This window comes from Pseudomonas sp. DWRC2-2 (assembly GCF_049897885.1).
Lineage (GTDB): Bacteria > Pseudomonadota > Gammaproteobacteria > Pseudomonadales > Pseudomonadaceae > Aquipseudomonas > Aquipseudomonas azotoformans_A.
The window spans coordinates 851,057-872,544 of the sequence record NZ_JAFCXD010000001.1; the positions used below are offsets into that span (position 1 = coordinate 851,057).

Annotated in this window: 19 protein-coding genes; 7 read left to right on the plus strand and 12 right to left on the minus strand. The window is 61.6% G+C overall.

Annotation, left to right across the window (positions count from 1 at the left end):
- Positions 1-59: 59 nt before the first annotated feature.
- From ACP7EW_RS04200 to ACP7EW_RS04220, 5 genes are all read right to left on the minus strand, one after another.
- Complete coding sequence (locus tag ACP7EW_RS04200; protein ID WP_426215516.1) at positions 60-1,862, minus strand: ABC transporter ATP-binding protein; 1,803 nt, start codon at positions 1,860-1,862, stop codon at positions 60-62.
- Positions 1,855-2,457: a DsbA family protein gene (locus ACP7EW_RS04205; RefSeq protein WP_426216386.1), complete on the minus strand. Its 603-nt coding sequence runs from the start codon at positions 2,455-2,457 to the stop codon at positions 1,855-1,857. The genes ACP7EW_RS04200 and ACP7EW_RS04205 overlap by 8 nt, the downstream gene beginning before the upstream one ends.
- Positions 2,458-2,493: 36 nt before the next feature.
- Positions 2,494-3,435, minus strand: a complete 942-nt coding sequence (locus ACP7EW_RS04210) for a rhodanese-related sulfurtransferase (RefSeq protein ID WP_033900937.1) — start codon at positions 3,433-3,435, stop codon at positions 2,494-2,496.
- Positions 3,436-3,553: 118 nt separating this feature from the next.
- On the minus strand, positions 3,554-3,850 hold the full coding sequence (locus ACP7EW_RS04215; RefSeq protein WP_038847405.1) for a BolA family protein: 297 nt from the start codon (positions 3,848-3,850) through the stop codon (positions 3,554-3,556).
- Between the two features lie 6 nt (positions 3,851-3,856).
- The gene (locus tag ACP7EW_RS04220) at positions 3,857-4,375 is read right to left on the minus strand and encodes a DUF2059 domain-containing protein (RefSeq protein ID WP_010567461.1); all 519 of its coding nucleotides are present in this window, start codon (positions 4,373-4,375) and stop codon (positions 3,857-3,859) included.
- A gap of 193 nt (positions 4,376-4,568) precedes the next feature.
- On the opposite strand from ACP7EW_RS04220, the gene ACP7EW_RS04225 reads away from it, so the two are divergent.
- Entirely contained in the window at positions 4,569-5,951 is a 1,383-nt protein-coding gene (locus ACP7EW_RS04225) for a class II fumarate hydratase (protein ID WP_426215518.1), read from the plus strand.
- On the opposite strand, the gene ACP7EW_RS04230 is transcribed toward ACP7EW_RS04225, so the two are convergent.
- From ACP7EW_RS04230 to pap, 3 genes are all read right to left on the minus strand, one after another.
- The gene (locus ACP7EW_RS04230) at positions 5,948-6,904 is read right to left on the minus strand and encodes a DMT family transporter (protein ID WP_038847411.1); all 957 of its coding nucleotides are present in this window, start codon (positions 6,902-6,904) and stop codon (positions 5,948-5,950) included. The two genes, ACP7EW_RS04225 and ACP7EW_RS04230, sit on opposite strands and share 4 nt — an antisense overlap.
- 70 nt (positions 6,905-6,974) lie before the next feature.
- Entirely contained in the window at positions 6,975-8,159 is a 1,185-nt protein-coding gene (locus ACP7EW_RS04235; RefSeq protein ID WP_061449148.1) for a thiolase family protein, read from the minus strand.
- 125 nt (positions 8,160-8,284) lie between these two features.
- The gene (gene pap / locus ACP7EW_RS04240) at positions 8,285-9,802 is read right to left on the minus strand and encodes a polyphosphate:AMP phosphotransferase (protein WP_426215520.1); all 1,518 of its coding nucleotides are present in this window, start codon (positions 9,800-9,802) and stop codon (positions 8,285-8,287) included.
- 141 nt (positions 9,803-9,943) lie between these two features.
- Here pap and mnmC point away from each other — a divergent pair, with 141 nt between their 5' ends.
- The gene (gene mnmC, locus ACP7EW_RS04245; RefSeq protein WP_426215522.1) at positions 9,944-11,932 is read left to right on the plus strand and encodes a bifunctional tRNA (5-methylaminomethyl-2-thiouridine)(34)-methyltransferase MnmD/FAD-dependent 5-carboxymethylaminomethyl-2-thiouridine(34) oxidoreductase MnmC; all 1,989 of its coding nucleotides are present in this window, start codon (positions 9,944-9,946) and stop codon (positions 11,930-11,932) included.
- On the opposite strand, the gene ACP7EW_RS04250 is transcribed toward mnmC, so the two are convergent.
- Positions 11,933-12,289 carry an NEL-type E3 ubiquitin ligase domain-containing protein gene (locus tag ACP7EW_RS04250; protein ID WP_426215524.1) on the minus strand — a complete coding sequence of 119 codons (357 nt, stop codon included), beginning with the start codon at positions 12,287-12,289 and terminating at the stop codon, positions 11,933-11,935. It abuts the gene before it with no gap.
- Positions 12,290-12,573: 284 nt separating this feature from the next.
- Between ACP7EW_RS04250 and ACP7EW_RS04255 the strand changes: the two genes are divergently transcribed.
- From ACP7EW_RS04255 to ACP7EW_RS04270, 4 genes are read left to right on the plus strand one after another with little or no spacing between them, the layout of a single operon-like run.
- Positions 12,574-14,346, plus strand: coding sequence for an N-acetylglutaminylglutamine amidotransferase (locus ACP7EW_RS04255; RefSeq protein ID WP_177076440.1), 1,773 nt, complete (start codon positions 12,574-12,576; stop codon positions 14,344-14,346).
- A gap of 3 nt (positions 14,347-14,349) precedes the next feature.
- Positions 14,350-16,083: an N-acetylglutaminylglutamine synthetase gene (gene ngg, locus ACP7EW_RS04260; RefSeq protein WP_426215526.1), complete on the plus strand. Its 1,734-nt coding sequence runs from the start codon at positions 14,350-14,352 to the stop codon at positions 16,081-16,083.
- A 24-nt stretch (positions 16,084-16,107) separates the two neighbouring features.
- Positions 16,108-17,292 carry an osmoprotectant NAGGN system M42 family peptidase gene (locus ACP7EW_RS04265; protein WP_010208883.1) on the plus strand — a complete coding sequence of 395 codons (1,185 nt, stop codon included), beginning with the start codon at positions 16,108-16,110 and terminating at the stop codon, positions 17,290-17,292.
- A gap of 59 nt (positions 17,293-17,351) precedes the next feature.
- Positions 17,352-17,579, plus strand: a complete 228-nt coding sequence (locus ACP7EW_RS04270; RefSeq protein WP_003192759.1) for a YheU family protein — start codon at positions 17,352-17,354, stop codon at positions 17,577-17,579.
- An 8-nt stretch (positions 17,580-17,587) separates the two neighbouring features.
- Here the strand turns inward: ACP7EW_RS04270 and csrA are convergent, their stop codons facing one another.
- Positions 17,588-17,791, minus strand: a complete 204-nt coding sequence (csrA, locus tag ACP7EW_RS04275; protein ID WP_038847428.1) for a carbon storage regulator CsrA — start codon at positions 17,789-17,791, stop codon at positions 17,588-17,590.
- Positions 17,792-17,919: 128 nt separating this feature from the next.
- Positions 17,920-18,735, minus strand: a complete 816-nt coding sequence (locus tag ACP7EW_RS04280) for an SDR family oxidoreductase (RefSeq protein WP_033900899.1) — start codon at positions 18,733-18,735, stop codon at positions 17,920-17,922.
- A gap of 328 nt (positions 18,736-19,063) precedes the next feature.
- On the opposite strand from ACP7EW_RS04280, the gene ACP7EW_RS04285 reads away from it, so the two are divergent.
- A complete protein-coding gene (locus tag ACP7EW_RS04285) occupies positions 19,064-19,216 on the plus strand; it encodes a DUF3309 family protein (RefSeq protein ID WP_015885095.1) in 153 nt (50 codons plus the stop codon).
- Between the two features lie 52 nt (positions 19,217-19,268).
- Here ACP7EW_RS04285 and ACP7EW_RS04290 read toward each other — a convergent pair whose 3' ends face one another.
- Entirely contained in the window at positions 19,269-21,356 is a 2,088-nt protein-coding gene (locus tag ACP7EW_RS04290) for an LTA synthase family protein (protein WP_178950768.1), read from the minus strand.
- Between the last annotated feature and the right edge of the window lie 132 nt (positions 21,357-21,488).

Consider the following 21,488-nt stretch of genomic DNA (forward strand, 5'->3'; position numbering starts at 1 on the left):
ACATGCACCGCTGGTTACGCACGCGAAAAACCGCTTCCGATAGCTCAGCCTAGGCTAAATCAACGAACTTGTTGCAAGTGCCCGTAGAGTTTGGCGTACAACCCACCGTCAGCGATCAGCTGCTGATGGTCGCCGTCCTCGGCAATGTGACCGCCGTCAAACACCAATACTCGATCAGCCTGCTTAACCGCCGACAGACGGTGGGCGATAATCAGTGTAGTACGGCCGCTGAGGAACCGCGCCAGCGCCTGGTGCAGGTTGTATTCGGTGGCAGCATCGAGGGCGGAAGTCGCCTCGTCGAGGATCACCACTTTCGGTTCGGCCAATACCATCCGTGCAATCGCCAGGCGCTGACGCTGCCCACCAGAAAACCGCACCCCGGAACGCCCCACCACACTGTCCAGGCCCATGGGCAATGCCTTGACGGTAGCCTCCAGTTGGGCGATTTCCAGTGCCTGCCAGCAGGCCTGGTCACTGCGTTCACGGCCCATGGTCAGGTTGGCGCGCACCGTGTCGTTGAACAGTGCCGGGTGTTGCAGCACCACGGCGACGTTTTCTCGAATGGTCTCCAGGCCGATTTCCTGCTGAGTGGCGCCACCGAAGCGGATAGTTCCAGCCTGTGGCGTATAAAGTCCGAGCAACAGTTGCACCAGGGTACTTTTGCCGCCGCCGCTCGCGCCGACGATGGCCACCTTTTCGCCGGGCGCGATGGCCAGGTTCAACTGGTCGAGGACCAAGTCTTCGCCATAACCAAAATTGAGGCCGCGCACTTCGATGCCGACAGTCTCACGCCCCACGAAGGGATCTTCGCCACCGGCGTATTGCGGCTCATCGCCACGCGCCAGCAGCTCGTTGATCCGAGTCAGCGCGCCGCCCGCCGCGTAGTAGGCGTATTGCAGGTTCAGCAATTGCTCCACCGGGCCGATCATGAACCACAAGTAGCTGAACACCGCGAGCATCTGGCCAATGGACAGGTCGGAGAACAACACGGTGAGCATCGCCGCCGCGCGGAAGATGTCGATACCGAACTGAAACAGCAAACCACTGGCGCGGCTGGAGGCGTCGGTTTTCCACTGGGAGTGGATCGCGTAGTCGCGCACTTCCTGGGCACGCTGGCCCAGACGCCCGAGGAAGAAACCCTGGCGGTTGCCGGCGCGGACTTCCTGGATTGCGTCCAGGGTTTCAGTCAGGGCCTGGGTAAACCGTGAGGTGCTGTCGTTTTCCAGCTTCTTCAGGTGTTTGACGCGCTTGCCCAACTGCACCGTGGCGTAGATCACCAGCGGGTTGAACAACAGGATCAGCAACGCCAGCTGCCAATGCATCCACACCAGGATCGCCGAGGTGCCCACCAGCGTGAGCATGGCCACCAGGAAGCGGCTGAGGGTTTCGCCGACGAATTTGTCCAGCGTGTCGAGGTCGGTGACCAGATGAGTCGTGACCGTGCCGCTGCCCAGGCTTTCGTACTCGCCCAGGGAAATGCGCTTGAGTCGCTCGATCAGGCGCACGCGGATGCGGTACACAACGTCCTTGGCCAATCGCGCAAACAAGCGCGCCTGCACTACGTTGAACACCAACGCACCGCAGCGCAGGAACAGGGTCACCAGCAGCATCAGGCCGATATAGCCAGCCGCCTTCTGCCAGCCCAGCGGCAATGCGTGGTTCATGACCTTGAGCGCAGCGTCACCATGGCCCAGCAGGACTTCGTCCACCAGCAGCGGCAACAACAACGGGATCGGCACGCTGCACAGGGTCGCCAGCACGGCGACACCATTGGCGATCCACAGGGATTTCTTGTGACGCAGGGCCAGGCGGCGAATCTCCGCCCAGGTCAGGCGATCGGTGCGCTGGGCGGGTTCATGCACAGGTGGCTCGCTCCAGCCATCGGCCCAGCAGAGGCGATAGCTCGGACAGCGGCTGGTAACCGTTGGTCAGCAAGGCCAATTGACCATTGCGCTCGGCCAGCAGCGTCGGGAAACCAGCGATGCCCAAGTCCTGCACCCAGGTGAAATCCGCCGCCGTAGCCGCATGCTGCTCAGCGCGGTCAAACTCGCCGGCAAACTCGATACGCGGGATACCCGCCTGTTCCGCCAGTTCCACCAGCACACTGGCGAGGGTCACGTCGCGGCCTTCCACATAGAACGCACGCTGGATCAGCCCCAGCAGCTTCCAGGCGCAGTCCGGCGCCAGGCTGCGGGCGGTGACAATGGCCCGGCACGCCGGCTCCGTGTCATACACAAAACCGTCGGGCAACGCACCTTCGCGCTTGAACGGTTGGCCGGTGGCGTCGGTGACTGCCTGCCAGTGTTCCAGGATATAGCGCCGAGTGGTCGGCTCCAGCGCCGCGCCGCTGCCGGTGCGCAAGCCGCCCACCACCAGGTGCAGTTCCACGCCGGCCGCCTGGGCCTGCTTCACCAACGCCTCGGCCACCGGGGCAAACCCCCAGCACCAGGAACACATCGGGTCCATTACATAGAGCAGGCGCGCGGACATGGGTCAGGCCTCGGAAGGAGTTTGCTTGTAGTTGAAACCAATCGGGTGCGGCATGTTACGGGCCTTGGCCAGCTCGATCTGCTTCTGGCGGTCGATCGCGCTGCGACGGGTCTTCTCGGGCAGCTTATCCCAGCAATGCGGGCAACTGATGCCAGCCACGTAGTGCTCGGAGGCACGGTCTTCGACGCTCACCGGTGTGCGGCAAGCATGACATTGATCGTAGTCGCCTTCGCTCAGGTCGTGGCGCACGGTCACGCGATTATCGAAAACAAAGCAGTCGCCCTGCCATTTGGTTTCGGCCTGCGGCACCTCTTCGAGGTACTTCAGGATGCCGCCCTTGAGGTGGTAGACCTCATCGAAGCCTTCGCTGAGCATGTAGCTCGACGCCTTCTCGCAGCGAATACCGCCGGTGCAGAACATCGCGACCTTCTTGTGCTTGGCCGGGTCGAAGTTGGCTTTGATATAGTCGGGAAATTCGCGAAAACTGGTGGTTTTAGGGTCGATCGCGCCTTCAAAGGTGCCGATGGACACTTCGTAATCGTTACGGGTGTCGATCAACAGCACTTCCGGGTCGCTGATCAGCGCGTTCCAGTCCTGCGGGTCGACATAGGTGCCGACTTTCTTGTTCGGGTCAACACCTTCGACGCCCAGGGTCACGATCTCTTTCTTGAGCTTGACCTTGGTGCGGTAGAACGGCTGGTCGTCGCAGTAGGATTCTTTGTGGTCGATGTCGACCATGCGCGGGTCGTTCTTCAACCAGGCCATCAGGCCGTCAATGCCTTCGCGGCTGCCGGAAACGGTGCCGTTGATGCCTTCTTCGGCGATCAGCAAAGTGCCTTTGATGCCGTTGTCGACCATCGCCTGCAGCAGTGGCTCGCGCAGGGCGACGTAGTCTTCGAGGGTGACGAACTTATACAGTGCCGCCACGACAATCGGTTGAGTCATGGGTGTTCTCTCCAGGTGGCTACCCTCGTAAAGGGTGAACCGGATGCAAAAAAAACGCGCCGGCTAAGCGGCGCGTTGCGGATTCTAACAAATGCCCGGTGTCAGAGACACCCGATCATCAGTCATGTCCGCCAGCGCAGGTCGGCGAGGCCGGGGCTGCGTCGATTTTCGCCCATTCCTCAGGCGTGTAGGTATGCAGCGCCAGCGCATGAAACTCGCTCATCAGGTCACCCAGGGTGGCGTAGACCTTCTGGTGGCGCTTGACGCGGTTGAGCCCCTCGAACTGCGGACTGACCAGCACGGCCTTGAAGTGGGTCTGCAACCCACGGCTGTGCATATGGCTTTCATCCAGCACGCTCAAGTGGTCGGTGCCCAGGGCGGCAAGCGCCGTTTCGATACGCTGTTGCATGGTCATTCCTGCTTACTTCTTCTTGGCCGGAGCAGCGGCTTTAGGCGTCAGCTCGTTGGTCATGTCTTCCAGCAGCTTGTTGACCACCGGCACGGCGCTTTCCAGCTTGGCCTGGGTCATCTGGGCCGATTGCTGGGTCAGCTGCGGCATTTTTTCCAGGACTTTCTTGCCCAATGGCGACTGGTAGAAGGCAACCAGGTCCTTGAGTTCGGATTCGCTGAAGTTGCTGGTGTAGAGCTTGACCATGTCCGGTTTCAGCTTCGGCCAGCCGATAGCCTGGTCCAGGGCGGCGTTGGCCTTGGCCTGGTAGCTGTCCAGTACGGACTGCTTGGCGGCAGGCGCCTTGGTCTGCTCGAAACGCTGGGCGAACATTTGCTGCACTTGCATGTACACCGGGGTACCCAGCTTGTCGGCATGGGCCAGGGTAAGGAAGGCTTCGGCACTGGCGTTGTGGCTGGCGGTATCGGCAAAGACTTGGCCGCTGGCGCAAACCAGAGCAACCGCGGTACAGATGGCACGAAGACGAGTCATCGAGTTTCCTTTTCTAGCAGGCGAGGTCGAACCCCAAGGGCGCCCATTCTGCGCCTAAAAAACCTTATGGCTCAACCCCAAGCCATGTAGGACAAGGATTCTCAAGGGATGAACCCGATGAAAAGTCTTTTAGGGAACCCCACCGGTCGATCAAGGCCTAAACTGCGCAATCAGACCTGAAGGAGTGTGCCCGATGAGCCGTATCGAAACCGACAGCCTGGGAGAAGTCCATGTCCCGGATGACGCTTACTGGGGCGCCCAGACCCAACGTTCGCTGGTGAACTTTGCCATTGGCGAACAGCGCATGCCGCTGGCGGTGTTGCACGCCCTGGCCCTGGTCAAGAAGGCCGCAGCACGGGTCAATGACCGTAATGGCGACTTGCCCGCCGACATCGCCCGCCTGATCGAACAAGCCGCCGACGAAGTGCTCGACGGGCAACATGACGACCAATTCCCCCTGGTGGTCTGGCAGACCGGCAGCGGCACCCAGAGCAACATGAACGCCAACGAAGTGATCGCCGGCCGCGCCAACGAACTGGCGGGCAACAAACGTGGCGGCAAGAACCCGGTGCACCCCAACGATCACGTCAACCGTTCCCAGAGTTCCAATGACTGCTTCCCCACCGCCATGAGCATCGCGGCGGTCCAGGCTGTGCATCAGCGTTTGCTGCCGGCGATTGCCACGCTTTCCGGCGGCCTGGCTGAACAAGCTGCCAAACATATGAAGCTGGTGAAGACCGGCCGCACCCACATGATGGATGCCACGCCGATTACCTTCGGCCAGGAACTCTCGGCGTTCATCGCCCAACTTGATTACGCTGAGCGCGCCGTGCGCGCCGCCCTGCCCGCCGTGTGCGAGCTGGCCCAGGGCGGCACTGCGGTCGGCACCGGGCTGAATGCGCCCCACGGTTTTGGCGAGGCGATTGCCTCCGAGCTGGCGGCGTTGTCGGGGTTGCCGTTCGTCACCGCGCCAAACAAATTCGCCGCCCTTTCCGGCCACGAACCGTTGGTGACCCTGCACGGCGCCCTGAAAACCCTGGCCGTGGCCCTGATGAAAATCGCCAACGACCTGCGCCTGCTTGGCTCCGGCCCGCGCACCGGGTTGGCCGAGGTGAGGCTGCCGGCCAACGAGCCCGGCAGTTCGATCATGCCGGGCAAGGTCAACCCGACGCAGTGCGAAGCGCTGTCGATGCTGGCCTGCCAAGTGTTGGGCAATGACGTGACCATCGGCGTCGCCGCCAGCCAAGGGCACTTGCAGTTGAATGTGTACAAGCCGGTGATCATCCACAACCTGCTGGAATCCATCCGCCTGCTGGCCGACGGCTGCAACAACTTCCAGGAACATTGCGTGGCCGGGCTTGAGCCTGACCCCGTGCAAATGGCCGAGCACCTGGAGCGCGGGCTGATGCTGGTGACCGCGCTCAACCCGCACATCGGCTACGACAAGTCGGCGGAAATCGCCAAGAAGGCCTACACCGAAGGCTTGACCCTACGCGAGGCCGCATTGGACCTGGGCTACCTCACCGATGAGCAATTCGACCAGTGGGTTCGCCCGCAAGACATGCTCGGTGCCTAGGACGCCATACGCAACCGCCGGGCCTTGAGCCCGGCGAGCAACGACGGCGCCAGCGCCACGGTCGCCGAGCCCAACACCACCACCAACGCCCCGGCATAGCCCAGGGCGTTGATCTCTTCGGCCTGCACATACTCGGGCCACAGCCACGCCGCCAGGGCCACAGCCACGAAAGTCACCAGGGGTGTCAGCGCCAGGGTCGCACTGACCCGCGATGCTTCCCAGTGGGCCAACGCTTCGGCAAAGGCGCCATAGGCCACCAGGGTATTCATGCAGCACGCCAGCAACAGCCAGCCTTGCAGCGGGCTCAGGTCCAAGGCCTCAAGGGGATGCGCCCAAGGCGTGAGCAATAAGGCGCAGGTGAGGTAGATCACCATCATCACTTGCAGCGAATTCCACACCGTCAGCAGTTGCTTCTGGCCCAGGGCGTAGAACACCCAGATCGACGTGGCCAACAAGATCGTCAGCACGCCGGCGGTATAGGCGCCAAGGGACGTCAGTAACTCCTCCAGGCGCTGGTTGAAGAACAGGCCAAAGCCTGCGATCAACACGAACAACCCGAGCACCTGCCCGCGACTGAACCGCTCCTTGAACACAAACACACTGGCGATCATCAAGAAGATCGGCCCCATCTGCACTACCAGCTGCGCGGTGCCGGGGCTGAGCATCTTCAGGCCCACCAGGTACAACACGTAGTTGCCCACCAGGCCGCACACCGCCATGCCCACCAGCCAACCGCCCTTGGGGCCCAATACCTTGCGGCTGGGCAAGCGTTTGGTCAGCGCCAGGTAGATAAACAGACAACTGCCGGCCACGATCAGGCGAAACCAGGTGACGGTGATCGGGTCCATCACCTGCAGCACTTGCTTGAGTTTGATCGGCAGAATGCCCCAGAGCAGCGCGGTCAGCAGGGTCAGGAGAAAACCATAGACCCAGCGGCCGGAAGAGATGTGCATGAGTGCCCCAGAAGCCAGAGGAAGTGGAGCCGCATTCTAGGGGCACCCGATGCACTTTGTGTAGCGAAGATCAGCGCACCGCTTCGAACAACCCGGTGGCGCCCATGCCACCGCCCACGCACATGGTGACGATGCCGTAACGCAGATTGCGCCGCTGCAACTCACGTACCAGATGCCCCACCTGCCGCGAGCCGGTCATGCCGAATGGGTGGCCGATGGAGATCGAGCCGCCGTTGACGTTGTACTTGGCGTTATCGATTTCCAGGCGATTACGCGCATACAGACACTGGGACGCGAAGGCTTCGTTGAGTTCCCACAGGTCGATGTCCGCCACTTGCAAGCCCTTGGCCTTGAGCAACTTGGGCACCGAGAACACCGGGCCGATGCCCATCTCGTCCGGCTCGCACCCGGCTACCGTGAACCCACGGAAAAATGCCTTAGGCTTGAGCCCTAATTCCAGGGCTTTTTCCAGGCTCATCACCAGGGTCATCGAGGCGCCGTCGGACAGCTGCGACGAGTTACCCGCCGTCACCGAACCGTCCTCGGCAAACACTGGCTTCAGGCCTTGCAGGCTGGCCAGGGTGGTGTCCGGGCGGTTGCAGTCGTCACGGTCAACCACGCCTTCGAGCACCTGCACTTCACCGGTGTTCTTGTCTTCAACCTTGTACTTGACCGCCATCGGCACGATTTCATCGTTGAACAAGCCGTCGGCCTGGGCCTGGGCCGTACGTTGCTGGCTTTGCAGGGCGTAGAGGTCCTGCTCTTCGCGGCTGACGCTGTAGCGACGCGCGACGATCTCGGCAGTCTGGCCCATGGGGAAATAGATACCCGGCACCTGCTCTTTCAGCAGCGGGTTGATCAGGTTGTCGGTGTTGACGCTTTTCATCGTCAGGCTGATGGATTCGACGCCACCGGCAACGATGATGTCGCTGCAACCGGAGGCAATCTGGTTGGCCGCGATGGCAATCGCCTGCAAGCCCGACGAGCAGAAACGGTTGAGGGTCATCCCGGCCGTGCCGGTGCCCAGTTGCGACAACACTGCCACGTTGCGCCCGATGTTGTAGCCCTGGGCGCCCTCGTTGGAGCCGGCGCCGACGATGCAGTCCTCCACCGTCGCCGGGTCGATGCCATTGCGGGTCAGCAGCGCGTTGACGCAATGGGCCGCCATGTCATCCGGGCGGGTCTGGTTGAACTTGCCGCGAAAGGATTTGGCCAGGCCGGTTCGCACACTGTCGACGATCACTACTTCACGCATGGGCTACCTCGATCTTGTGGTTGTGGGGAGATGGATCGAGGATAGAACCAGCTTTCGTCAACCGCGACGATCATTCATCCCGGATATACAAAACCATGGCGGCCCCCTCATTGTGGTGAGCAGGCCTACTTCTTCTTGCGTTTCTTGTCGTGCTTGTCGGATTTGTCGAACGCTTCTTCAAGCGCCCGGTTGATGGTGCGCAGCACCTTGACCCGTGCCCAGCGCTTGTCATTGGCTTCCACCAAGGTCCAGGGTGCGATTTCGGTGCTGGTGCGGTCGACCATATCGCCCACGGCGGCGCGGTAGTCGTCCCACTTGTCGCGGTTGCGCCAGTCGTCTTCGGTGATCTTGAAGCGTTTGAATGGGATTTCTTCGCGGGCCTGGAAACGCTCCAGTTGGGTCTGCTTATCGATGGCCAACCAGAACTTGACGACGATCACACCCGCATCACGCAGTTGCTCTTCAAAGTCGTTGATCTCGCCATAGGCGCGCATCCAGTCCGCCGGGGTGCAGAAGCCCTCGATGCGCTCCACCAGCACGCGGCCGTACCAGGAGCGGTCGAACACGGTGAACATGCCCCGCGCCGGGATCTTCTGCCAGAAGCGCCACAGATAAGGCTGGGCACGTTCGTCTTCACTCGGCGCGGCAATCGGTACGATGTGGTACTGACGCGGATCCAGCGCCGCCGCCACCCGACGGATAGCCCCGCCCTTGCCCGCCGCATCGTTACCCTCGAACACCGTGATCAGCGCGTGCTTGCGCATGCGTTTGTCGCGCATCAGCCCGGAGAAACGCGCCTGCTCGGTGATCAGTTGTTCTTCGTAATCGTCCTTGTCCAAACGTTGCGTCAGGTCGAGGCTGTCCAGCAGGCTCTTCTTGTCCACGGAGGCGATCAACGGCGCCGGGTTCATGCCGCTGGCCTTGCCCTTGGGCAGCTTCAGCGCATTTTGCAGGCCCTCGAGCAGCAGCTTGCCCACGGTAAGGCTGCGATAGTTGCTGTCCACCCCTTCGATCACATGCCACGGTGCATAGTCGCGGCTGGTGCGGCGCAACACGCGCTCGCCGAAATGCACGAACTTGTCGTAGGTCTCGGACTGTTGCCAGTCCAGCGGACTGATGCGCCAGCTGTGCAGCGGGTCGTCAGCCAGGGCCTTGAGCCGTGCCTTCATCTGCTTCTTGGAGAGGTGGAACCAGAATTTAAAGATCAACGCGCCCTCATCGCAGAGCATCTTTTCCAGGCGCTCGGCACCGGCAATGGCCTGGTCGAGTCTTGCGTCCTTGATCTGCCCGTGCACGCGGGCCTGCAGCATCTGGCTGTACCAATTACCGAAGAAAATGCCCATGCGGCCCTTGGCGGGCAGTTGCCGCCAGTAGCGCCAGGCCGGTGGCCGGGCCAGTTCTTCGTCGGTCTGCTGGTCGAAGGTGCGCACTTCGATCAGGCGCGGGTCCATCCATTCATTCAGCAGCTTGACGGTCTCGCCCTTGCCCGCGCCTTCGATGCCGTTGATCAGGATGATCACCGGGAAGCGCTTCTGCTGTTGCAGTTCGTACTGCACCTCTAGCAGGGCCTCACGCAGGGCCGGCACTTCGGCGTCGTAGGTGTCTTTGTCGATGGCGTGACCGATTTCGGCGGATTCGAACATGGGCAGCTCCGTTTCAAGATGGCTCAAGACTAGCGGATTGGGCCGCATCACGCGGGAGGAAATTCCATCGGCGCTTGCCGTGGGTCAATTCATTGCCTGTTGATCGGCTAGAATGGCTGCCTTGTATTTACCGAGCCGCCCATGACGCCCATCACCCACGCCCAGCTCGACTGGGATGACCAAGGCCGCCCGCACTCGCGGGTGTTTGACGACGTGTACTTCTCCGATAAGTCGGGCCTGGAAGAAACCCGTTATGTGTTCCTCGAACAAAACCGACTGCAGGAGCGTTTTGCCGCCTTGCCGGTGGACGGGCGGTTCGTGATTGGCGAGACGGGGTTTGGCACCGGGTTGAACTTCCTGTGTGCCTGGCAGCTGTTTGAACAGCACGCAGTAGCCGGTGCGCGCGTGCATTTTGTCAGCGTGGAAAAGTACCCGCTGAGCCCCGCCGACCTGCAACGCGCCCTCGCCCTCTGGCCCGAGCTGCAACCGTTCGCCGAGCAGCTACTCAAGCAATACATCGCCATCCACCAGGGCTTCCAGCGCCTGGTGCTGGATAACGGCCGCGTGACCCTGACCCTGTTGATCGGCGATGCCCTGGAGCAATTGCCGCAACTGGATGCACAGATCGATGCATGGTTCCTCGACGGGTTCGCCCCGGCGAAAAACCCGGACATGTGGACCGCTGAACTGTTCGCCGAACTGGCGCGCCTTGCCGCCCCCGGCTCGACCATCAGCACCTTCACCAGTACCGGTTGGGTGCGACGGCTGATCAACGCCGCAGGCTTCAAGATGAAACGCACGCCGGGCATCGGCCACAAGTGGGAGATTCTGCGCGGCGAGTTCCTCGGTTGGCCCGCCGAAACACCTGCACCGGCCGCCGCCAAACCCTGGTTTGCGCGGCCACCGGTTATCGAAGGCGAACGTCACGCCATGATCATCGGTGGCGGCCTCGCCGGTTGCGCCACCGCGGCCAGCCTCGCCGCCCGTGGCTGGCGCGTCAGCCTGCTGGAGCGGCATGCCGCACTGGCCCAGGAAGCCTCGGGCAACCCTCAGGGCGTGCTTTATCTAAAGCTGTCGGCCCACGGCACGGCGTTGTCGCAGTTGATCCTTAGTGGTTTTGGCCATACCCGTCGTCTGCTGGAACACCTGCATCGTGGTATCGACTGGGATGGCTGCGGCGTGTTGCAACTGGCCTTTGATGCCAAGGAAGCCGAGCGCCAGGCAAAACTGGCCGAAGCCTTTGCGCCTGAGTTGCTGCACGTGTTGGATAAAGATCAGGCCCAGCAACGTGCCGGTATCCAACTGGAACAGGGCGGGTTGTTTTTCCCTGAGGGCGGTTGGGTGCATCCGCCGGCGTTGTGCCAATGGCAAACAGCGCACCCTATGATCAGCGTGCTTCCCCATCACCACGCGGTTGAGCTGCGGCACGTCGATAACCAGTGGCAAGCCCTCGACGGCAATCGGCTGTTGGCCAGCGCCCGCGTGGTGGTGCTGGCCGGTGCCGGGGACATCAAGCATTTTCCGGCGAGCAGCGAGCTGCCGCTCAAGCGCATCCGCGGGCAAATCACCCGGTTGGCGCAAACCCCGGCGAGCGAAGCACTGGCGACCGTGGTCTGCGCCGAAGGCTATGTCGCCCCGGCCCGCTTGGGCGAACACACTCTCGGCGCCAGCTTTGACTTTAACAGCGACGACCTCACGCCCACCGCCGCTGAACACGCCGGCAATCTGGAGATGCTGCGGGACATCTCCGAAGACTTGCTGGTCCGCCTGGGCGCCGACCACCTCGACCCCGAGGGGCTGGAAGGCCGCGCCGCCTTCCGTTGCACCAGCCCCGACTACCTGCCCATTGTCGGGCCGCTGGCCGATCTCGCGCTGTTCAACCAAACCTATGCCGTGCTGAGCAAGGACGCCCGGCAAGTGCCGGACACGCCCTGCCCCTGGCTGCCAGGCCTGTACATCAACAGTGGCCACGGGTCGCGCGGACTGATCACCGCGCCGTTGTGCGGCGAATTGGTGGCTGCCTGGATTGATGCTGAACCGCTGCCGCTGCCGGCCAGCGTGGCCGAGGCGTGCCATCCGAATCGGTTTGCCTTGCGCGCGTTGATCCGGGCCAAGTCGACCGCATCTTGATCAACCTGCCGGCGCTTCACACACATGCTGGTCGTCACTGCGCAATGCGCCCTTGGTCAGCCGCTCGATCTCGACGGCTTCGGCCTGCTCCCTTTCCAGCCTGATCTGATTCATCAGGCGCTGGAATTCGGCGCTCGACAGCTCTTCACGTTGCTCATAGACCTCATCGGCGCGCAGGCTGAAGGGGGCGTTCAACGTGTCAAAACGGCTGGCAAAAGCGAGTTTCAGGTAGCGTTCCCAAAACGGCAGCTTGACGATATAGGCCAGTAACTGTGGCGATAATTCAGCACGCTTGAGTTCCAGCTCTGCCTGACTGAGCTTCAGCTCGGTGACGCCGGCCAGGTCGGGGAACAACATACCGCTTGGACACGATAAACCCGCGGCCCGTGGAAAAAGGTTCAAAAACCGCAGCATTCAAGAGCTGAAACGCCGCAAATTTTGCGGCGAAATCGGCTTCTTGTACCGCCACTGGCACGCAGCCCGCGCACGGCCGACAGAGGCCGCGCAGAGATTGCGGCTATTTGCCTTATAACTTATCGGTCTAAAACTCCACGAATAGCCCCGTGTCAGTTTCTGGGTACGCGCCCTTCGGGGCGTATTGAGTGTTTCCCCTCCCCAACGGAAAAACCGGTAAGGAATTTATGTGCGGATTAGCTGGAGAATTACGTTTCGATGCCCAACCTGCCGACCTGGCAGCCATTGAGCGCATCACCCATCACCTGGCTCCCCGTGGCCCAGACGCCTGGGGTTTCCATGCCCAAGGGCCGATTGCACTCGGCCACCGGCGCCTGAAAATCATGGACCTGTCGGACGGCTCGGCCCAACCGATGGTCGATTCGCAGCTCGGCCTGTCATTGGCCTTCAACGGCGCGATCTATAACTTCCCGGAATTGCGTGAAGAGCTGGAAGCCCTGGGCTACGCCTTCTATTCCGGCGGCGACACCGAAGTGCTGCTCAAGGGCTATCACGCCTGGGGCGAGGCATTGCTGCCAAAGCTCAACGGCATGTTTGCCTTTGCCATCTGGGAGCGTGATGCCCAGCGTCTGTTCATCGCCCGTGACCGTCTTGGCGTGAAGCCGTTGTACCTGTCGCGGACCGGCCAGCGTTTGCGCTTTGCCTCGGCCTTGCCGGCCCTGCTCAAGGGCGGTGATATAAACCCGATCCTCGATCCGGTGGCCCTCAACCATTACCTGAACTTCCACGCCGTGGTGCCTGCGCCGCGTACCTTGCTGGCCGGTATCGAAAAGATGCCGCCAGCCAGCTGGATGCGCATCGACGCCAGCGGCAAGACCGAGCAGAAAGTCTGGTGGACCCTGCCCTACGGCCCACACGACGACGAAAAAAACCTGACCCTGGAAGACTGGACCGATCGCGTGCTCGACAGCACCCGCGAAGCCGTGGCCATTCGCCAACGTGCCGCCGTGGATGTTGGCGTGCTGCTCTCCGGCGGTGTCGATTCGAGCATGCTCGTGGGCCTGCTGCGCGAAGTCGGCGTGCAAGACTTGTCGACGTTTTCCATCGGCTTCGAAGACGCCGGCGGCGAAGCGGGCAACGAGTTCCAATACTCCGACCTGATCGCCAAGCATTACGGCACCCGTCACCACCAGTTGCGCATCGCCGAAAGCGAGATCATCGAGCAACTGCCCGCCGCCTTCCGTGCCATGAGCGAGCCGATGGTCAGCCACGACTGCATCGCCTTCTACCTGCTGTCGCGGGAAGTGGCCAAGCATTGCAAGGTGGTGCAGAGCGGCCAGGGCGCAGATGAGCTGTTCGCCGGGTACCACTGGTACCCGCAGGTGGACGGCGCCAGCGATCCGTACGCGGCCTATCGCGATGCGTTTTTCGACCGCAGCTACGACGATTACGCGGCGACTGTCGCGCCAAAATGGCTGACCGCCAATGACGCCGCCGGTGACTTCGTGCGCGAGCATTTCGCCATGCCGGGCGCCGATGCCGCGGTGGACAAGGCCCTGCGCCTGGACAGCACGGTGATGCTGGTGGACGACCCGGTCAAACGCGTCGACAACATGACCATGGCCTGGGGCCTGGAAGCGCGCACGCCGTTTCTCGATTACCGCCTGGTGGAACTCTCCGCGCGGGTGCCGGGTAAGTTCAAGCTGCCCGATGGCGGCAAACAGGTGTTGAAAGAAGCCGCGCGCCGCGTGATCCCAAGCGAGGTCATCGACCGCAAAAAAGGCTACTTCCCGGTACCTGGCCTCAAACATTTGCAGGGCGACACGTTGAACTGGGTACGTGAACTGTTGCTCGACCCGAGCCAGGATCGCGGCCTGTTCAACCCCGCGATGCTTGACCGTTTGCTCACCGACCCGCAAGGCCAATTGACTCCGCTGCGCGGCTCCAAGCTGTGGCAACTGGCGGCGCTGAACCTGTGGCTCAGCGAACAAGGAATCTGATTGATGAAACCCCATGCAGCGGCTTACAGCCAACGTTTGCTGAAGGGCCAGGCTCCGTCATACGAGCGTCTGCAAGCCCGGCTGGCGGAAGATGGCAGCCCATTGGCGGCCGAACCGATTGCCGTGCATTGCGGTTGGGGCCGGTTGTTGATCGGTCATACCTTTCCAGACCCTGCCAGCCTCGCCCAGGAATTGCTCAACGAGCAGGCGGGCGAGCGGGATATCGCGCTTTACGTCGCGGCGCCCCAGCAGATCCTGGGGATCGACCCGCAGCAATTGTTCCTCGACCCTTCCGACACCCTGCGCCTGTGGTTCACCGACTACCGCCCCGCCACTCGCGTGTTCCGCGGCTTTCGCATTCGCCGGGTGCAGACCGAGGCGGATTGGTTGGCGGTGAACCAGTTGTATCAGGGACGCGGCATGTTGCCGGTCGACGCAGAACGCCTCACGCCGCGCCATCAAGGTGGCCCGGTGTATTGGTTGGCGGAAGACGAAGACAGCGGCGCGGTGATCGGCAGCGTCATGGGTCTGAATCACCAAAAAGCCTTTCACGACCCGGAAAACGGTTGCAGCCTGTGGTGCCTGGCGGTCGACCCGCAATGCACGCGGCCCGGTGTGGGCGAAGTATTAGTGCGCCATTTGGTCGAGCACTTCATGAGCCGTGGCCTGAGCTATCTGGATTTGTCGGTATTGCACGATAACCGTCAGGCCAAGAACCTCTACGCCAAGCTTGGCTTTCGCGCGCTGACCACCTTTGCGATCAAGCGCAAGAACGGCATCAACCAGCCGCTGTTTCTCGGCCCGGGCCCGCAGGCGGGGTTCAATCCCTATGCGCGGATCATTGTCGAGGAAGCCCATCGGCGCGGCATCGACGTGCAAGTGGATGACGCCGATGCCGGTTTGTTCACCCTGAGCCACGGCGGGCGTCGCGTACGTTGCCGTGAATCGCTGAGCGACTTGACCAGCGCCATCAGCATGACCCTGTGCCAGGACAAAAGCCTGACTCACAAAGTGCTGAAAGCTGCCGGTTTGAAACTGCCTTCACAGCAACTCGCGGGCAGCGCGGATGACAACCTGGAGTTCCTCGACGAACACCAGCGCATCGTCGTCAAGCCGCTGGACGGTGAGCAAGGCCAAGGCGTGGCAGTGGACCTGCAGAGCATCGAAGAGGTGCAGCAGGCCATTGAAGCGGCGCGGCAGTTCGACAGCCGTGTGCTGTTGGAGAGCTTTCACGAAGGGTTGGACCTGCGCATCCTGGTGATCGGTTTCGAGGTGGTCGCCGCTGCGATTCGTCGCCCTGCCGAGGTGACCGGTGACGGCCACCATTCCATCGGTGCACTGATCGAAGCCCAAAGCCGGCGCCGTCAGGCTGCCACCGACGGCGAAAGCAAAATCCCCCTGGATGGCGAGACCGAACGCACCCTGAAAGCCGCCGGTTTCGACTACAGCAGCATCCTGCCCCGTGGCCAGACCCTGGCCGTGCGCCGCACCGCCAACCTGCACACCGGCGGGTGCCTGGAAGATGTCACCGCCATCCTCCACCCGACGCTGGTGGACGCCGCCGTGCGCGCCGCCCGCGCCCTGGACATCCCCATGGTGGGCCTGGACCTGATGGTACCCGCCGCCGATCAACCCGAGTACGTGTTTATCGAAGCCAACGAACGGGCCGGCCTGGCCAATCATGAACCGCAGCCTACCGCGGAGAAATTTGTGGATTTGCTGTTCCCCCATAGCTGAACGATCCGACCCCCAGGAGTCTTTATGAGCCGAACCATCCCCGAACCGGATCTGAATTACCTGCAAAAAGTCCTGCTGGAAATGCTCGCCATTCCCAGCCCCACCGGGTTTACCGACACCATCGTGCGTTACGTCGCCGAACGCCTTGAGGAGCTGGGCATTCCCTTTGAAATGACTCGTCGCGGCACCATCCGCGCGACCTTGAAAGGCCAAAAAAACAGCCCCGACCGCGCCGTGTCCGCGCACCTGGACACCATCGGCGCCGCCGTGCGTGCGATCAAGGACAACGGCCGCCTGAGCCTGGCGCCGGTGGGCTGCTGGTCGAGCCGCTTTGCCGAAGGCAGCCGCGTCAGCCTGTTTACCGACAATGGCGTGATCCGCGGCAGCGTGTTGCCGCTGATGGCCTCCGGGCATGCCTTCAACACCGCCGTGGATGAAATGCCGGTGAGCTGGGACCACGTGGAGTTGCGCCTCGACGCGTACTGCGCGACCCGCGCCGATTGCGATTCCTTGGGGATTGGCATCGGTGACTACGTGGCCTTCGACCCGCTGCCCGAGTTCACTGAGAGCGGGCATATCAGCGCGCGCCACTTGGATGACAAAGCCGGTGTCGCCGCCCTGCTCGCGGCGCTCAAGGCCATTGTCGACAGTGGCGAGCCCTTGCTGATCGACTGCCACCCGCTGTTCACCATCACCGAAGAAACCGGCAGCGGTGCTGCGGCCGCCCTGCCCTGGGACGTCAGTGAGTTTGTCGGCATCGATATCGCCCCCGTCGCCCCCGGCCAGCACTCCAGCGAGCACGCGGTGAGCGTGGCGATGCAGGATTCCGGCGGGCCGTATGACTATCACCTGTCCCGGCACCTGCTGCGCCTGGCATCTGACAACGAATTGCCAGTGCGTCGCGACCTGTTCCGCTATTACTTCAGTGACGCACATTCAGCGGTCACTGCCGGCCACGATATCCGCACGGCCTTGCTGGCGTTCGGTTGCGATGCGACCCACGGCTACGAGCGCACTCATATCGACAGCCTCGCGGCGTTGAGTCGTCTATTGGGCGCTTACATCCTCAGCCCGCCGGTGTTCGCCAGCGATGCACAGCCGGCCCAGGGCTCCCTGGATCGGTTCAGTCATCAGATCGAGCACGAGACGCAGATGGAGAGCGACACCCGTGTGCCGTCGGTGGACAGTCTGGTGGGCAATAAGTCCTGAGGCTGGCAACCAGGGTCCCGGCGCAGTAGCATCGCCGGGATCCATCACCCGAGGCTTGTATGCTGATTCCCTACGACGCACTTGAAGTCGACACCCTGACCCGCCTCATCGAAGATTTTGTCACCCGCGACGGCACCGACAATGGCGACGACACGCCCCTGGAAACCCGCGTATTGCGGGTGCGCCAGGCCTTGACCAAGGGCCAGGCACTGATCGTGTTCGACCCGGAAAGCGAGCAGTGCCAGTTGATGCTCAAGCACGATGTGCCCAAGCATCTGTTCGACTGAGCGGGTTTTCAGGGGTTGGGCACAGGCACCGGATGGGTTCTGGCGTCTTGGCGCTCGAGGATCTTCTGGTACACCTCCGCGCGATGAACATGCACCCCGGCCGGCGCTTCAACGCCGAACTTCACCTGGTTACCGTTCAACTCAAGGATGTGTACGGCGATGTCATCGCCGATGGAGATGACTTCGCCTACAGCGCGGCTTAAGACCAGCATGGCGGTTGTCCTTTTAACAGTGAAAGGACCTCGACCATGCCCGCAGGGGTGGACCACAGCAATGGCTTGCGGCAAAAACAGGCACCACCTACAAACGTAGGTAAATTGCCTGACAGACTGCTACCTGACTAGCCCTTGGCCGCCTGCGCTTTAGCGCGCATTTTGTCAGCCATGGTGGTCATCTCGTCATAGAGCAACTGCGGGTTCTTCTGCTTCAACGCCCACGCCATCCGCCCTTGTTCATGGGGCAAGATCATGAACTCGCCTTCTGCCACGCGCTGGTAGATGTAGTCGGCAATGTCCGCCGCAGAAATCGGCGAGCTCTCAAGCAACTTGCCTACCTGGGCCTTCATCGCCGGGGTCGGCCCACGGAACGAATCCAACAGGTTGGTCTGGAAGAATGACGGGCATACCACGTGCACGCCGACTTCCTGGTGCTTGAGTTCCACCAGCAGGCTTTCCGACAGTGCGACCACGCCGGCCTTGGCCACGTTGTAGTTGCTCATCGCCGGACCCTGCATCAGCGCCGCCATGGACGCGATGTTGATAATGCGGCCCTTGCTCTTTTCCAGCAGCGGCAGGAACGCCTTGCAGCCCTTGACTACGCCCATCAGGTTGATCGCGATCTGCCAGTCCCAATCTTCCAGGGACAGTTCGGCAAAAAACCCACCGGAGGCAACACCGGCATTGTTGACGATCACATCGATGCCACCCAGTTTCACCTCGCACGCCTGGGCAAACGCGGTGAGCTGGCTGTAGTCGCGCACGTCGCAACGCTGGATAAACCCGTCGCCACCCGCCTCGCGTACGAGCTTGAGCGTTTCCTGCAAGCCAGGTTCGCTGACGTCTGACAAGGCCAACTGCCATCCTTCACGGGCCCAGCGCAAAGCGATTTCGCGGCCCAGGCCCGACCCGGCGCCAGTGATCATCATGCGATTTTGCATAGGAGGTAGCCTTGTGGTTCACGGAAGAAGTGACCGGCAGTGTAGCGAAGGTTCTTTCTGCCCCCATCCACCATCAGAATGATGAATGCCCCTGGCAAACCGGCAGCCGGGTCGCAGGTTCGCGTATAGCCTAAGTTCAATATTTTTCAACTAACAATGCGTATTTGCGAACGCATTAAAAGAAATAACCACGTGCGCAAAATGCTTTAAAAAAATACTGAATTTTCCGCAGTGGGCAACAGTCGGAGTTGTTAAGGCGTTCGTGAATCAACTAGCGGGCCTATCGTTAATAACCGGTCTTTGCAGAAGGCCAATAAGGAAAAAAACCATGAGCCTCATTCTGATCATTATCCTGATCCTCCTGCTGGTCGGTGGTCTGCCAGTATTCCCTCACTCGCGCAACTGGGGTTATGGCCCGTCGGGTATTCTGGGTGTCGTACTGGTCGTCCTGCTGGTACTGTTGTTGCTCGGCCGGATATAAAAGCCAGGCAAAAAAAGAGGCCTTTCAAGGCCTCTTTTTTATTGCCGGTTAATTAGTCCGGTTTACCGTCAACCACGCCAGCGGTGTTATCCAACAGGCTCTTGGTCGCCGTCTGCAGGAACGACTCCAGTTTCTGCCTTAATGCACCTTCGTCCGGTGATTCGGCAATCACCTTACCGGTCGGGTTGGCGCCCAGTTCATATTCCCACAGCTTCGGCGGCATCTCCTTCGGCAGTACCAGGATGCGATCGCCGGTGACCAGCGCTACAGTCTGATCGCTGCCCGACGGTTTGATCACACCAAAGCCCTTGTCGCCTTCCGGCAGGTTCAGCAGGTCGCGGCCCCAGCACTGGTGCAGGGTCTCGCCACCGAGGCGGCCCATGATGGTCGGCACGATGTCGATCTGCGTACCGACGGTGTGGTCACGCTCGCCGAATTTCTCCTGCATGCCCGGTGCAATCATCAGCATCGGCACGTTGAAGCGACCCAGGTCCATTTCAGTAATTTGCTGCTCGTTACCAAAACCATGGTCGCCCACGATCACAAACAGGGTTTCCTTGAAGTACGGTTCCTTGCGGGCCTTTTCAAAGAACTGGCCCAGGGCCCAGTCGGAGTAGCGCATCGCCGTCAAATGCTCGTCGAGGCTGCCACGGCCCGTGACCTTCTCCACCGGCAATGGCGTCGGCAAGGCATACGGCGTGTGGTTGGACAGGGTTTGCAGCAAGGCATAGAACGGCTTGCCGCCTTCACGGGCTTTCAACTCTTCCAGGCCACGGTTGAACATATCCTGATCGGATACGCCCCACGTCGGATCGGAGAACACTGGGTCGACGAAGTCGTTACGCCCGATGAAGTTGGTCATGCCCTGGTTGCTGAAGAAGCCCGACTGGTTGTCCCAGGCGAAGTCGCCGTTGTAGACATACACGTCGTCAAACTTGCGCGCGCTGAGCAACTGCGGCAGGCCCGACAGTTTGTGGCTGCCTTCCGGGGTCTGCATCAGGTATTCGAACGCTGGCAGGTTCGGGAAGCACGCCATGGTGGCGAACATGCCTTGGTGGGTGTGCGTGCCGTTGGAGAAGAAGCGGTCGAACAGCAGACCTTCCTTGGACAGTTTGTCGAAGTACGGCGTGATATTACCCGGACGCCCCAGGGCGCCGACCGAGTGACCGGCGAAGCTTTCCATCAGGATCACGACGACGTTCTTGATTGGCAGGGTTTTCTCGGCTGGCGGGGTGAACTCGCGGCGCACGGCGGCGGTGTCGGTATCCACCAGTTTTTCCGTCGGCAGCACCAGCATGTCACGCACGGTCTGGGTTGCCAGCGGCTGCTCCAGCGTGGCCTTCCAGGTGTTATCACGGTGTTCGGAGAAACGCGCCTTGGCCGCGCCGATCAACGACAGCGTGCCATTGAGGCCCAACTGGTTGGCGAAGTTCGAGTCGGTGGTGTACACATCACCCCAACGCAGCGGCGGGCCCTGGCGCAGGGTGCCGCGAATGGCGACCACGGCGACCAGCAGGCAGACCACGAACACCGCGATGCGGGTGTACCACGGTGCCACCTGGCGGGTGCCGATGCTGCCACCGCTGAACGGGCCACGCGGGCGCGTTGCACGGTCGGCGCCTTTGAAGGCGATGCTCAGGATCAGCGTACCCACGGCCCAGGCCAGCAGGTAGCGCACCACCGGGAAACCGTACCAGAGCATGCTCATCACGGTTTTCGGGTCTTCCTTCACATACTGGAAGACCAGGCCGTTGAGGCGCTGGTGGAACTCGCGATAGAAGTCCATTTCCATCAGGCCCAGGAACAGGGCAATGCTGGACGCGACGGTCAGCCACAAACGGAAGAACCCACGCGCAGCCATGGCGCGGACGCTGAACAGAGCCAGCAGCAGCGGAACCAATGCGTACATCACAAAGCGGATGTCGAAGCGCGTGCCATTGCCGAACGCTTCCAGGAAGGTCGAAGCCGGCGTGTCGAGGATCATTTCGCGGTTGTACACCAGCAGCGCGAGGCGCAGCAGGGAGAACATCACCATCATGACCAGTGCGCAGAGCAGCGTGTACGCCAGATGGGATTTGACGGTCGGTTGCAGCAAGCGATTTGAAGCGCGCTGCTGATTCAGGGCGTCCGGGTTTGCCATGTCGTTTTAGGACCCATTGGAAGTTTAAGTTGCGAAATATTGCAGCGGCATCCTGCCCACGCCCAAGCGTGTAGGAACAGGGGGGTTAGCGCGTTGGCGCAAATGGTGCCCGATGAATGCCATCAACGCTAT

Excerpts from the sequence above, each read along its gene's own strand:
- ACP7EW_RS04205 (WP_426216386.1), bottom strand. The coding sequence starts at position 2,457 with ATGTGTTCCTGGTGCTGGGGGTTTGCCCCGGTGGCCGAGGCGTTGGTG.
- ACP7EW_RS04210 (WP_033900937.1), bottom strand. The coding sequence starts at position 3,435 with ATGACTCAACCGATTGTCGTGGCGGCACTGTATAAGTTCGTCACCCTC.
- ACP7EW_RS04215 (WP_038847405.1), bottom strand. The coding sequence starts at position 3,850 with ATGACCATGCAACAGCGTATCGAAACGGCGCTTGCCGCCCTGGGCACC.
- ACP7EW_RS04220 (WP_010567461.1), bottom strand. The coding sequence starts at position 4,375 with ATGACTCGTCTTCGTGCCATCTGTACCGCGGTTGCTCTGGTTTGCGCC.
- ACP7EW_RS04225 (WP_426215518.1), top strand. The coding sequence starts at position 4,569 with ATGAGCCGTATCGAAACCGACAGCCTGGGAGAAGTCCATGTCCCGGAT.
- ACP7EW_RS04230 (WP_038847411.1), bottom strand. The coding sequence starts at position 6,904 with ATGCACATCTCTTCCGGCCGCTGGGTCTATGGTTTTCTCCTGACCCTG.
- ACP7EW_RS04235 (WP_061449148.1), bottom strand. The coding sequence starts at position 8,159 with ATGCGTGAAGTAGTGATCGTCGACAGTGTGCGAACCGGCCTGGCCAAA.
- pap (WP_426215520.1), bottom strand. The coding sequence starts at position 9,802 with ATGTTCGAATCCGCCGAAATCGGTCACGCCATCGACAAAGACACCTAC.
- mnmC (WP_426215522.1), top strand. The coding sequence starts at position 9,944 with ATGACGCCCATCACCCACGCCCAGCTCGACTGGGATGACCAAGGCCGC.
- ACP7EW_RS04250 (WP_426215524.1), bottom strand. The coding sequence starts at position 12,289 with ATGTTGTTCCCCGACCTGGCCGGCGTCACCGAGCTGAAGCTCAGTCAG.
- ACP7EW_RS04255 (WP_177076440.1), top strand. The coding sequence starts at position 12,574 with ATGTGCGGATTAGCTGGAGAATTACGTTTCGATGCCCAACCTGCCGAC.
- ngg (WP_426215526.1), top strand. The coding sequence starts at position 14,350 with ATGAAACCCCATGCAGCGGCTTACAGCCAACGTTTGCTGAAGGGCCAG.
- ACP7EW_RS04265 (WP_010208883.1), top strand. The coding sequence starts at position 16,108 with ATGAGCCGAACCATCCCCGAACCGGATCTGAATTACCTGCAAAAAGTC.
- ACP7EW_RS04270 (WP_003192759.1), top strand. The coding sequence starts at position 17,352 with ATGCTGATTCCCTACGACGCACTTGAAGTCGACACCCTGACCCGCCTC.
- csrA (WP_038847428.1), bottom strand. The coding sequence starts at position 17,791 with ATGCTGGTCTTAAGCCGCGCTGTAGGCGAAGTCATCTCCATCGGCGAT.
- ACP7EW_RS04280 (WP_033900899.1), bottom strand. The coding sequence starts at position 18,735 with ATGCAAAATCGCATGATGATCACTGGCGCCGGGTCGGGCCTGGGCCGC.
- ACP7EW_RS04285 (WP_015885095.1), top strand. The coding sequence starts at position 19,064 with ATGAGCCTCATTCTGATCATTATCCTGATCCTCCTGCTGGTCGGTGGT.
- ACP7EW_RS04290 (WP_178950768.1), bottom strand. The coding sequence starts at position 21,356 with ATGGCAAACCCGGACGCCCTGAATCAGCAGCGCGCTTCAAATCGCTTG.